Source organism: Helicobacter sp. 10-6591 (assembly GCF_003288805.1).
GTDB lineage: Bacteria > Campylobacterota > Campylobacteria > Campylobacterales > Helicobacteraceae > Helicobacter_F.
The window spans coordinates 25,747-38,972 of sequence record NZ_NHYK01000009.1; the positions used below are offsets into that span (position 1 = coordinate 25,747).

The window sequence follows — 13,226 nt, forward strand, 5'->3', positions numbered from 1 at the left end:
TTTTGGCGGGCGTAAATTAAGCATTCAAGAGCTTAAAAAAACGCTTATTGTAGATAATGCTCATGCTAGAGAGCTGGAAAAATTATTTTAAATCACAAAGGAGAGCACCATGCCATTAATCATTATAGAATCCCCAAACAAAGTCGCCAAAATTAAACAAATCACAGGCTTCAATGTAATTGCCACTGCAGGGCATTTTATGGAGCTAAAACAAATTGAAGTCGAAAATGGCTATAACGCAGTGTTTGATTATATGGAAAAGAAAAAATCAAGCATTATGCAGGCAATCTCAAAGGCTAAAGGTGAAGTGGTGTATATCGCTTCAGACCCCGATAGAGAAGGCTATGCTATAGGCTACATGTTTTATCAAAAGATTAAGAATGTCGCCAAAACAATCTATAGAGCAGAATTCCACGAAATCACACCAAGTGGGATTAAGAAAGGACTAGATTCCGCCAAGCTCTTTGCAGATACAAATTTTAACTATTATCAAGCATTTTTAGGCAGGCGTGTATCCGACCAATTGATAGGATTTATCCTCTCTCCACACCTTACAAGAGGCTTACAATTTAATAAAATGCTATCTGCTGGTAGAGTGCAGACACCCGCCCTTTCTCTTATTACAAAACGCGAAGAGGAAATAGAGGCTTTTGAATCCCTAAGCGATGAAGAGAAAAAAGAATATGGTGTGCAAGCAATAGCCTGCATAGATTCTAAAAACATAGCCTTTAAGGCAATAGAAAACAACAAAGAGCTACGCTTTGCAAAGCAAGATGAAGCGTTACAACTTGTTAATAAACTAAAAGGCTTTGATAAGATTCTTGTATCGAGCATTGAAAAGACTACTACAAAGACAAATCCACCAAAGCCATTTACCACAAGCAAACTCCTTAAGGTTGCCAGCAAAGAGTTAGGTATTTCTACTCAAAGTGTGCAAAATATCGCCCAAGAACTCTTTGAAAATGGATTAATTACTTATATCCGAACAGATTCTGAATTTTTAAGTCAAGAGTTTTTACAAGAGGCACAAAGCTTTTTTAGCCCCATTTATCCTAACACTTATCAATATACAGAGTATAAAGCAGGTAAAAACTCTCAAGCAGAAGCACACGAGGCTATAAGAATCACACATTGTCATAAATTTGAAGAGATAGAAAGCATTTGTGCTAAGGAAAAATTTAAGGATTTAAACCTTGCTACTAAGCTTTATACAATCATTTTCAAAAATACACTCTTATCCCAAAGTAAGCCCGCAATCTATGAAAAAATAAGCATGCTAGGAAAAATCAAAATGAGTGATTTTAAGGTGAATTTCAAAAAGATTGTGGATAAGGGCTTTTTAGGTGTGTTTAATGATAAAGACGAAGAGAAAGATGACGAGGATATTAGCTTTGCTTCATTCCCTTATAAAGAGGGAGATTCTATCTCGCTAAGTGAGATAACTTTAAAAGAGATTAACAAGAATCCACCAAAACGCTATTTAGAGGCAGATTTTATAGAAGTGCTGGAAAAATCAGGTATCGGCAGACCTAGCACTTATGCTACTTACTTGCCTAAATTGCTAGATAAGGAATATATTCAAATCACACAAGACAAAAGGCGTGAAATTGCGCCTACAAAATTAGGAATCTCAAGTATTAATTTTTTTAAAAAAGACAAAAACGCATGGTTGTTGGACATAGAATTTACCAAGCAAATGGAGTGCGCGCTTGATGAAATCGAGGATGGCGGAAAAAAATACCTAGATTTTATGAAAGAGATTCACTCAAAAATGGATTTTTTAGCACTTAAAGCAGAGCCAAAGGAGAAAAAAGAATATCCACCAAGTGAGAAGCAATTAGACTTTTGCAAGAGTATCGCGCAGACATTAGGAATTGACTTGCCTAAGAATCTAGAAAGAGATTATCGCGTGGCTAAAAAATTTATTGATGAGAATCTGTCAAAAATGCCCAAGAAAGAAAAGGTTTAAGAATGAAAATACCATATATGGCAAAAAAATACTAAAGAAACAAGGCACGATAGGAATCCTAATCTTGCTTTGCCTAAAGTGTCATCTTTACAATAATTGATAAAGAAAGTATATCTAACACACTAAGTAAAGAAATAAGCGGCAAAGTGATAAAAGTCTATGATGGCGATACTATCACCCTACTACACAATAATCAAAATCTCAAAATCAGGCTTTATGGCATAGACACGCCCAAATCCAATCAAAGCTATGATATTGATGTAAATGCTGAACAAGTAAAAAATGGTTACGCATGGGCGTATAGAAAATATTCCAATGCTTATACACATTTAGAAATCAAAGCAAGGGCAGAAAAAAGAGGCTTATGGAAGCAAAATAATCCTGTCAAACCAAGTGAATTTAGAAAAAATCAAAAAGAGAAAACATAAACAATTTTGCAAGGAAGCAAAAATGAGAAAACATAATAAATTTATCACTCCAAAAGATTTTATCAATCTTGCAAGAAAACAAGATTTTGTAAAAATCCCAAACAAGAAAAAGCAATACTTTTAAGGGATAAAGTGCTGTAAATGGCTGTATTTAGGGATTTGTGCGTGTGTGTTTGTCCTATAATGTCGGTAGAAAAATTAAAAGGAGCAAATTTATAGTGAATATTATAAGTGAATAGGTTTATATATCATTTTGAAGGAGATTGAGATGAAAACGCTATAAAACATTAAAGCAATGGTTTGAGTAAGCATAAGGCAAAATTTATAGCAATAAAAAAATAAAATGGAGGTATAAAATGCTTGATGAAATAATGCAAAGAGTTAGAATCCTTACAAATAGGAATCTTGAGAGTTCTGCTCAAAGTGGCAAGAATCTAAAAGATTCCGAACTTTTTGAGTATGAAGCGTTGGTGCTACCTGATAGCAAGGGCAACTTTGAGGTAACAGCATTCCTAGAAAATGGCAAGTGGCAAGGAAATTTAAAGGCTGAAGATATTGCTAGCCTTGAGTTTATAGAATCATAAAGCAGCGAGCTGTATTTATTTCACTTTAAGTAGTATTTTGCTACAGTGCGGGGTTCTTAGTTTTGCCTTAAGTAAGGTGAATGCAGTAGGCATATAGGTTTTTATTTTTGGGAAGTGCAGTAGGCTCATTAGTTTTTTATTTTAGCAGATAGTGCGAGAGGCACATTATTAGGTTTGGCGTGCATCTTGTAAGTTTTTAATTTTGCAAAGATATACGCCTTTTTTTACGCAAGACTAGGAAAACAAACACAACAAAAGGAAAACACAATGACAAAATGCGTAAAAATAGCTTGTATTTTGGGAATCTTAGGATTAGGATGCAATAGTGCAATTGCTGATGATGTGCAAAAAGAGATAGAAGCTCTAAAGAAAGAAAATGAGCTTTTAGAATTAAAGAAAAAGAATGAGCAATTAAAGGCTGGGAAAGAAGTAAAAGAATCTAGCGTAGGATCTGCTGTGGTTGAAAGAAGCGGGTTTTTAGGATTCTGCAAAGGAGAGTATAAAAATACAGGGTGTTTTATCGGTGCAGAATTAGGTATAGCACCAAGTGTTAAGAATAATATAAGCATAGCAGGTACAAATAGTTATGATTTTGGCTCAGGTGAAACTTCAACTATCCCTTTTAGCCTTATTTTTGGGTATCAACATTACTTTGCTCAAAATATGGGGATTAATTTCAAAGGCTATGTAGGGTATGCAAATTACAACTCTGATATAACACTAAGCCAACAACATACAGTAGATTACAAATCTCAAGCCTTGCATTATGGGATAGAGCTCTCATATCTCTATGATTTTATCGCTACACCAAAACATACTTTTGGGCTTAATGTCGGCATAGGTTATGAGTTTGGGACATTTTTGGGGCAAGGACTTTACAAGAACACAGACGATATTCAAATGAACTTGTCGTTAGATTCTTACACCAACACCGCTTTTATAAGCAGCATTGGTTTGCATTATTTCCTCAACACACATCATCAATTTTTACTCAACTTTAAATATCGGGGTTATAGTATCGTAGATGGTGGTAACAAGAATATAAATGGAGGTGTGGTTAAGTATGTCACCACGCCTAACAATCTTATAAGCATCGCGTATGCGTATAAATTTTAGCTAATGGGTAATAAATGATTGTAGCAGACAAACAGCGCGATAATGCTTTTGTATCTTTATAGATTCTAGAATTTAGATCCTGCTAGCTTTTTAGGTTAGCAGGATTTTCGGTAGTAAAATCATAAAAAGCAAATTTAAAAAAAAGGATTAATGATGTTTGGCACACGATTTGAGCTTGATGAGGAAAAAATCTTGCGTGAGGATATATATGACCTTGATATGATGTATGCAAAGATAGAAGAACTCGCCACACAAAGGGCTGGGCTTACAAAGGTTTCAAAGAATCATTATGAGTTTAGAGGAGAAAAGAATGCTCAAGCACATTTAGGGATTTTGGTGTTTAATTGTCTTTTACATTGTGATTGGTTCACTAAAAATGTGAAAACTTGGGAATGGCTTGGAGATAGCAACGATGAAAATTATGTGGGAGATTTAATTACTTCTCTTAAGGAAGATGATATGGGAGTATGGGCGTGAGCGAGAAGAAGCTTAAATCCATAGCCTTTGACTTAGATACCAAAGCCTTACAAGAATACTACCTAAAAGGCGATTGGCATAATGCCTATAATGATATAGGGAATTTTTTAGCTAAATACAAATTTGAGCGTATGCAAGGCTCGGTGTATGATTCTACAACCGAATTTAGAGATGAGGACTTAGGAAGAATCATTGAAAAAATGAGTGAAAAGCTTACTTGGTTTCCAAAATGTGTCAAAAGCATACGAGGCTATGACCAACCTGTGATGATTGACTACACGCAACAATTAAAAGATAAATTCATCGCACAAAATTTACAGCTAGAGAGCAGACAAGACTTGGCGAAAAAGAGTGCAACAAAAATAGGCAATATCGCTAAATCACAGAATCTAAATAAAGATTCTATAAAAGCAAATAAGAAAGATAGAGGGCGTTAGATACCCTTACACTATGTTTTTATAACATTTTGCGGGAAGTAAAAGGATATTTTTTCAGATACAATATCCTAACCCTCTATCTCTTATGATACTACGCTAAAGACTTTTATACATATCTTTTTGCTACCCCTTTTTTTATACACATGTTTATAAGTTAAAAAAATGCTAGGCTTGCAAACCTAGAGGAAAGAGATTGCTTAAAGCTACCTTTACAACAACACTTTATGCCATTCTCCCCTCGCTTATACCTTAACAATATAAAGAGCAAGTAATGAAATTTCAACCTCTTTTAATCCTAAGCTTATTTTTACCATTTTCACTTTCTTATGGTGCAGGAATGATTGTGGAATCCCCCAGTCTTTTGGCAGGACTTATGCAACAATATGCGAAATATGTAGAAATGCTTGAAAAGGCACATGATCAAATCAACAAGCTCAATGAAATTAACAACATAATGAATAAAGCAAATTCTCTTATGGAAAAAGATGGGCTAAAGATTGCAAGCCCTATGGAAGTGGTGGAAAATCTGAACAACACTCTTGCTTCTATCAAAAATAATGCCCAGCGCCTCAAGCAAACTGCAAAAGATTGGGATATGGCAAATAATATCCGCAGTAGGCGTTTGCAAGAAAAATGCCCCGAAATAGATTTTAGTAGGATTACACCAGATTCTACAAGTATAGAGCTTATCGGCACAGGTAAAGAAACTCAAAATAAATCAGATATGCAAAAGCTCCTAGAAGAATTTACAGACATAACCGCCCATGATATAAATACGCTTAGTAATAGTATCAAAGGTATGCCATTAGCAATGTTAATGTGCGAACAATTAGCCAAGCAGAAAAGAGCCCTTGAAATGGCTCAATATGATGTCAAGCTTAAAAACGCACTGCTTAATGGAGATTATGAGCTTTATAAACAAAAACAACATGAAAAAATCAAACAAATTGTAGCCCAAGACCTCAAAGAGCGCAAAGAGTTTGAAAATAAGCTATTCCCTTTAAAAGTAAGAATAGAGCAAATGAAGCAAACTTTAGGCGTTACAGATATAAATCTAAAGGAAAAGGACGGCGTTAAATACTGCCACGAGGATAAAGGAAAATGCACGCCTATCTTGCTCAAATTAGATTACATAATGAATCAAGAAGCAAATATGCTCGAAAAGGCAAAGCGCAATTCTAATAGTGATAAATCACAATCTCAAGCTGATAGAGAATTTATAATGATTGATTATTTGCGCGAGATTGCTAGGCATCTTGCATTTTTAAATGAAACAATGGCATTAAGTGCCAATTTACTAGCTGAAGAGCAAGCAAGGCTTCATAAACAAACACTTATGGATACTGATTTATACAATCAAAGAATAAGCGCAATGCAAGAGAGTGTTAATGCAAATGTTAATTCTAAGCCACTTATGGAGCGCACACCAAAGCTAGATAGATTTGGATTCCCTGCGTTTTAGATATTTTTAACGCCACAAACAAAATCTACTAAATCAAAAGACAAATAGATTCTAAATCCCAAGCTTTAAACTTTGTAGTTTTTTATAAGGGAAAAAGTGCTGTAAGTTGGCTTATTTGGGGATTTTTGGGTATGTGGTTTGTCTATAATATGACTACAAAAACAAAAGGAGTTAGTCATGCATACACAAACGAGCAATAAGTATTTAGGGATAAAAGAGATTCTGCTAAGACACGCAAACGAGCACAAGAACTTAAGCAATCGCTTTAATAAAATAAAATCTTTAGAGGCACTTAAGGCGTTTTTTGAAAGGTTTGAGCCAAGCATTAGATATTACGACTTGACCACTTGCGAGAATGAGGCAGTCCAAAAGTATATTAACAATCAATTCTTAAGGGGTTAAAAATGAGTAGCTATGAGTTAATAAACAATTTAAAAAAGCAAGAAGAAGATTTTGAATGGTATCCTACAACTGATTCTATGATTGAGACCATCAAGGAGCGTTTCAAGAAAGTTAGAGCTGACATATTAGATATAGGTGCGGGTGATGGCAGGGTATTAAAGGCTTTTGGTGGTAGCAATTTATTTGCTATTGAAAAAAGTCAATTGCTTGTTAATACAATGCCAAAGGATGTTTTGGTGGTGGGAAGTGATTTTTATAGCACTTCACTTATAGAAAAGCGTTTTGACTTAGTTTTTTGCAATCCTCCATATTCTGAATACAAACAATGGGCTATGCGTATTTTAAGGGAGTGCAACACACAACATATTGCACTTATTATTCCTAGTCGTTGGCGTGAGGATGTGGATATACAATTAGCTATGCAAGAGCGTAAAGACTTAGAATATGAGATTCTAGCAAGTAGCGATTTTTTAAATGCAGAGCGCAAAGCACGAGCTAAGGTTGATATTGTCTTTTTTACTCTTTCACAATACGATGATATTTTTACACAGTCCCTAGAAAGGCAATTTGGCTTAGATGACCTTTTTACTAAACTAGAGAAAGCGCAATACGATTTTGGGACTGAAAGTGAAGAAAAAGAGAATCTGCAAGCTCAATGCAAAGAAGTAGCGCAAGGAGATTTGATAGATTTTTTGGTGCAAAGATATAACGATGATATACAAAAATACATTAAGACAATAGAAAGTTTAAAAACAATTGATTATAAGATTCTTGCATCTTTAAATATTGATAGAGAAAAGCTTATTAAAGGCATTAAAAAGCAACTAAGGGATTTAAAAAATCTTTATTGGAGCGAGCTATTTAACAAGCTAGATTCTCTGACAAATAGAATTACTTCTAAATATAGAGCGCATATCTCTTGCGACATAGCAGCAAGAAATGAAATTGAGTTTAACAAGCCAAATATCTACAATGTGGTGATTTGGGCTATTAAGAATGCCGATGAATACATGAAACAGGGCTATTTAGATTTATTTGAAAGAATGGCGGAAGGTGGCAATGCGCTAGAGTATAAAAGTAATCATAGATTTAAGACTGATAGCTGGCGTTATACACTCAAAGACAATCAACACAAAGCCCATAAGCTAGATTATAGAATTGTGGTTACTAATGAAGCAATTGAGAAAACACAATACTACAAGCCTCAAAGCGTGTTTTTACAAGATTTACGCGTGGTGGCAAGGAATCTAGGCTTTAATATTGATTATATCCCTTATATTATCTATGCGGGAGAACAAAGCATACTGGATTACTGCGATAGTGAGGGCTGTAAGACATTTTTTGAGGCACGAGGTTATCATAATCGTAACGCACATTTTAAGTTCAATAAGGAATTTATGGCATCTTTAAATATCGCAGTTGGCAGGCTTTGCAATTGGATTAAAAACAAACAAGAGGCAAAAGAGGAGTTTAAAGATGTTTCAAGCGAGATTATAAACTCCTTGTTTTCTAAGCCTTTGGGGCTTCCTTTGCAAGAATCACTTAAGCAACTTGCTTTGTTAGATTAAATCATACGAAAGGAGGAGGGCTCTATCCTTAATTAATTCCTCTGTTCCCTTATATCTTAAACACGCTACTTTTTTAGCAGTAGCAAATTCTCCCTTCACCCCTCATAGTATCGCTTTATGTGTATAGTCAAAAAGCGTATCTTTTACATGTGCATGTTTTTGATTGTAAAAAATCCTAGAATTGCTTTGTTTTTCAAATTTTTACTGCATTTTAGGAGGATTCTATGGAAGATGATGTGCGTTTTGACAGAATGCTAAAAGAGACAATGCGTTTTTTTCATTTTCTTATGCCACGAGATCAAGATATTTTCGTAAGAAAGCTCATGGAAGAGCTTAGAGAGGCAAAGGAAAGTGAAATCACGCCAGAGGAGCGAGAGAAAGAGCTTAGTAACTTTTTGGAAAAGTTCCAAGAGGAGACCAAAGATTTAAAAAATGAATTAGAGGTGCGTGAGCATATAGATTCTTTGAGTGATGAAATCAAAGATATACAAAAAGAGACAGAGCAACAAACTGAAGAAAAAACCAAAGTTCCAACACAAGAGACACAACAAGAAATATCAGCCCCGCAAGAGAACAAAACGCTAGATTCTACAGAGCTAGACAATCAAACAATAACACTAGCAAATGACATATCTTTGGTAGATAGTCTCTCTGAGCGCAAAAAAGGCTTTGAGCTTATGCTAAATGATAAGATTCTAGATTTTGTGGCAAAAAATGAAGAAGAATTACGCGAGCTAGGAATCTACAAAGACAATGAAAATGCCCCACCATCTTACGAAAAAGAGTATTTTGTAACTGAAGAGCAGACAAGGAATCTGCAAAATGAGTTTAACAAGACAGGGGCTTTAAATTTTACGCTTGATATGGAAAGCGTGCGCGCACGAGTAAATGAGAGCAAGAGCTTTATGGCAAGTTTGGAAGATGAAGTCGCTCAAACGCTTAATGTGAGCAAAAAGGCCAAATCACTTGCAGATACGCAAAAAATCAATACAAATACCTATTTTTCTGACCTTTTAGATTGGTTTGAGAAAAAAAGAATTGAAAACAATGAAATGCCTATGACAAAGGATAAGTTCAAAGAGGAATTTTTGGATTATTGCAAGAATGGCATGGGTGAAAATGAAATAAAAGTTCTGCTCATTTTATCACACAAAGAGCCATCAAAGCTTTCAGGTGAGCATAAAGAGATGATAAAGCAAGGCTTGAAATACAATCTGCAAAATAACAAGCTCCTAGATAAAGGCTTAGAAGCCACCATTAGAGCTAATGTCGGCAATAAGGTTGGTAACAATAGTATTGCAGACATCACAAAAAGCACTGAAAAAATGCGCCTTTCAAATAATCCGCTAGATAAAAAGCTACTAGAGACAAGTGTGCCTAAAATCGCACAGTCGCTTAAAAATCAAAAAGATTCTAATAAGCTCACACCAGAAAGCTTGCAAAAGCTTAATAATCTCATACAAAACAAAGCCCCAAGTATTACCAAAGATGTTGGTAAGAGCTTGTAGGCTTAATTCAAAATACAAGGAGTAATCAATGGATACAGAATCTAATGAAATCATAGAAATAGAGCTTACCACACAAGAGGCAGAGGATTTTATTTATTTAGGTGAATTTGTTGTGGATGGAGAAAACAATGAGCAATAAAATTTTAGAAAAACTTGCAAGTGATTTGGAAGATAGAATTCTTAAGGCGTTAGAAAATGGCACTGCGCCATGGACAAAACCTTGGCGTAACGATGGATTACTGCCTTACAATCCCTTTACAGGCACGCAGTATAAAGGCTTAAATGCGCTTCGTTTAATGATTAATGACAATTTGGAAAATCAATACCTCACCTTTAATCAAGTCAAAGAATTAGGCGGAAAGATTAAAAAAGGCTCAATTTCCATACCCATTGTGTTTTTTACCTATGAAGAGCTAAAGACACAAGAAGAAATTGATGCCTATATTAACGAGGGCAAAGCCTCGCTTATCAGAGAAATTGGCGATAAGAGCTATAAACTCATACTAAAGAGCCACAATGTGTTTAATATTAATCAATGCGAGATTGATCTTGAGAAGTTAAAAGAACATCAACAAAAACATAATATTAAAGTGCCAACTCCAAAGTCACGCAATAAATTTGAGCCAAATCCACATATCGAGCAAATTCTTAGCAATAGTGGCGTAGAAATTATTCATCACAAGCAAGACATGGCTTTTTATAGACCCTATGATGATAAAATCTACCTCCCACCTAAAACAAGCTTCCTTTCTGAAGAAGAATACTACTCAACAGCCCTGCACGAGTTAGGACATGCCACAGGACATAAAAAGAGGCTTACACGCCCAACTCTTATCAATACCAACTCTTTTGGGACACAAGAATATGCCAAAGAGGAATTGCGCGCTGAGCTTTACTCCTTTTTGCAGGCAATGGAGCTAGGAATTGATTATGAGCTAAAAAATCATGCTTCTTATGTGGGAAACTGGCTTACAATCTTAAAAGAAGATAAAAGCGAGATTTCAAAAGCCATTAAAGATTCTATCAAAATGGTAAATTATGTAAAAGAACATTGGTATCCCAAAGAACTACAAATTAATCATCAACAAAGCCTCGATAAAAAACCACAGCAAGAAAAGAATGAAAATGCCATCATACCACCTAAAAAGGCTGTAAAAAAAGCTAAAAGTGCAAAATCCTTAGGTAGGTAGGGGGTATGTATGCAAGATTTAACTAAGCTCCCACTCCATGAGGTATTACTAGCTAATGGCTATTTGCTTGATAGAAGCAAATCATCAAGTAAATATCCCTGCCTTAAGAATCCACAAAATGGCGAGAAGCTGATTGTTACTAAAAAAGGGGAAAATTATTTGTATTTTAATCCCCAAGATGATATAGACAGGGGCAATATTATCTCGTTTGCAAGAATCCACAAGCTAGATATTAAAAAGCTCATTGCAAATTATGATTCTGCGATAAAAATCAATGGAAGCTATAAACTTGAATATTTTCGCGCTCAAAGCAATCCTTTAAAGCATAACGAGGAATACAAAACATTTGAGGCGTGCGATATTGCTAACAATGCGCTTTTAAAACATAGAGGCTTTGATGTTAATTATATGCTTGAATTTCAATCAATCCTTAAACAGGATAATTACTCTAATCTTGTGATACCAAATTATAAGCTTCAATCTCACCCTAGCAACGAAGATGGTTATATTCTTATTTGTGGTTACACAAAACGCCTTAATATACCAATTACCAAAGATAGAGATGGAAATCTGCTAGAAAAGCCTATTAAAAGCCTCCAATATGGCAAAAAAGGCATAGAGATTCTAAATATCAATAAAGACCCTAAGGCAATCCGCAATGTTATCATCTCTGAATCTATCTTTGATTCTTTGGCGTTGGGGCAAATGTATAAACATAAATTTGACCCAAAAGAGACACTTTTTTTATCTACTGCGGGTAGTTTTAATGAAATCAAACACAGCTTTAAACCAATACTTGAGAAGTTATCAAACACAAAAATTTCTTTAGCATTTGACAATGATGAAAAGGGACACGCCTATACAGAGGAGATGCAAAATTTTATTCTAAAAGAGTTTAAAAAGCTTCCAAATGTCTATAAGCCCTTTAGTAAGGATTGTAACGATGATTTAAGGCTTAAGAATATCACAAATCTAAAAAACTTTAACCAAGAATCCTACCAAGAATGGGCGCAACAAAAGATGCTTTATTATCGCGGTAAGAAAGATCCGGCGATAAGAGCTAAATTCTTAAAAGACTTGCGAACAGCTAATTCTCTCTATCCCTTTAGCGATGAAACAAAGCAAAAATTCAATGACTTAAGAAAACATAAGCGTGTAAAAAATTTTGAGATTTAATTTTTTTAAAAGGTAAAAACTATGCAAAATGATGAAGAATTAAAAAAATTAGGCGAGCTGTGGCTACAAGCACTTAAAAAAGTAAATCATACGAAATACCACAAACAAAATCACAAACTAAACCCCATAAATCTAAATCAAAAGATAAACCCAAAGGTAAGGAAAGGTAATTGACCTTTCTTGTTAATTCTATATTCTGCCAACATTAACACATATTCCTAGATTAAATTATTCTCTAATAAATTCTAAATCCTAAGTTTTAAACTTTATAACTTTTTATAAGGGATAAAGTGCTGTAAGTTGGCTTATTTAGGGCTTTTTAGGTATGTGGTTTGTCTATAATATGACTACAAAAACAAAAGGAGTTGATTATGTGCAAAGCAGAAGTTACAAGCATTCTAAATTCTAGGGCGAGAGATTACTTTAGTGGGCTTTCAGCAAATGAGCAAGATAAGTTCATTTTACAAAGAGTGAAAAGAAGTAAGGCATTTAAGGAATTTATTAGTCCTAAAGTCCAACAAGGGCAACTTTTTAGAATTAGTGAGTGTGGGGAATACGAATATTTCAGGGATTGCGTAGATTCTCATAATGGTATTTCAGACAAAAAAGCAGTAAAGCGACCTAGCTTGTCGTATGTGAGCGCGTTATTACATAGGGCAGATTCCCAATTTAAGGCTAATTGTTTGCACTTTTCAACTTATGGGCTTATGTATCAATACAAGAAAAAAATACAAAAGAGCAGACAAGAGCTTGCAGAGTTGAAATCACACAAGCTAAAGGGCTTAAATAGCATTAAAGAAGCACTCAATAGGGCTAAACTCATCAAAGAGAAAGAGCAAGTAATAAGTTCTCTTTGTCAAAAGCTCATCAATCATTATCAGCAAGCTAGCGCCTAAAGTGCTAGCAAAG

Annotated in this window: 13 protein-coding genes; all 13 read left to right on the forward strand. The window is 34.8% G+C overall.

The annotated features are described in order from the left end of the window. Positions 1-109: 109 nt before the first annotated feature. Positions 110-1,969 (forward strand): type IA DNA topoisomerase, encoded by a 1,860-nt coding sequence (locus tag CCY97_RS04180; RefSeq protein WP_112064234.1) that lies wholly within the window; start codon positions 110-112, stop codon positions 1,967-1,969. A 146-nt stretch (positions 1,970-2,115) separates the two neighbouring features. Beyond that, positions 2,116-2,397, forward strand: a complete 282-nt coding sequence (locus tag CCY97_RS04185; RefSeq protein ID WP_258456967.1) for a thermonuclease family protein — start codon at positions 2,116-2,118, stop codon at positions 2,395-2,397. 356 nt (positions 2,398-2,753) lie between these two features. Then, entirely contained in the window at positions 2,754-2,981 is a 228-nt protein-coding gene (locus tag CCY97_RS04190) for a hypothetical protein (RefSeq protein ID WP_112064236.1), read from the forward strand. A 267-nt stretch (positions 2,982-3,248) separates the two neighbouring features. Beyond that, complete coding sequence (locus CCY97_RS04195) at positions 3,249-4,097, forward strand: outer membrane beta-barrel protein (RefSeq protein ID WP_112064237.1); 849 nt, start codon at positions 3,249-3,251, stop codon at positions 4,095-4,097. A gap of 153 nt (positions 4,098-4,250) precedes the next feature. Next, positions 4,251-4,574 carry a hypothetical protein gene (locus CCY97_RS04200; protein WP_112064238.1) on the forward strand — a complete coding sequence of 108 codons (324 nt, stop codon included), beginning with the start codon at positions 4,251-4,253 and terminating at the stop codon, positions 4,572-4,574. After that, positions 4,565-5,011, forward strand: coding sequence for a VapD (locus CCY97_RS04205; RefSeq protein WP_112064239.1), 447 nt, complete (start codon positions 4,565-4,567; stop codon positions 5,009-5,011). The genes CCY97_RS04200 and CCY97_RS04205 overlap by 10 nt, the downstream gene beginning before the upstream one ends. A 271-nt stretch (positions 5,012-5,282) precedes the next feature. After that, a complete protein-coding gene (locus tag CCY97_RS04210; RefSeq protein ID WP_112064240.1) occupies positions 5,283-6,473 on the forward strand; it encodes a hypothetical protein in 1,191 nt (396 codons plus the stop codon). Positions 6,474-6,650: 177 nt separating this feature from the next. Beyond that, on the forward strand, positions 6,651-6,875 hold the full coding sequence (locus CCY97_RS04215) for a hypothetical protein (protein WP_112064241.1): 225 nt from the start codon (positions 6,651-6,653) through the stop codon (positions 6,873-6,875). Between the two features lie 2 nt (positions 6,876-6,877). Beyond that, positions 6,878-8,443 carry a DUF4942 domain-containing protein gene (locus tag CCY97_RS04220; protein ID WP_112064242.1) on the forward strand — a complete coding sequence of 522 codons (1,566 nt, stop codon included), beginning with the start codon at positions 6,878-6,880 and terminating at the stop codon, positions 8,441-8,443. Between the two features lie 224 nt (positions 8,444-8,667). Continuing rightward, positions 8,668-9,951 (forward strand): hypothetical protein, encoded by a 1,284-nt coding sequence (locus CCY97_RS04225; RefSeq protein WP_112064243.1) that lies wholly within the window; start codon positions 8,668-8,670, stop codon positions 9,949-9,951. A 128-nt stretch (positions 9,952-10,079) separates the two neighbouring features. Next, positions 10,080-11,141 (forward strand): zincin-like metallopeptidase domain-containing protein, encoded by a 1,062-nt coding sequence (locus tag CCY97_RS04230; protein WP_181562815.1) that lies wholly within the window; start codon positions 10,080-10,082, stop codon positions 11,139-11,141. Between the two features lie 9 nt (positions 11,142-11,150). Continuing rightward, a complete protein-coding gene (locus CCY97_RS04235) occupies positions 11,151-12,317 on the forward strand; it encodes a toprim domain-containing protein (protein ID WP_112064245.1) in 1,167 nt (388 codons plus the stop codon). A 371-nt stretch (positions 12,318-12,688) separates the two neighbouring features. Then, positions 12,689-13,213: a hypothetical protein gene (locus CCY97_RS04240; protein WP_112064246.1), complete on the forward strand. Its 525-nt coding sequence runs from the start codon at positions 12,689-12,691 to the stop codon at positions 13,211-13,213. Positions 13,214-13,226: the final 13 nt, after the last annotated feature.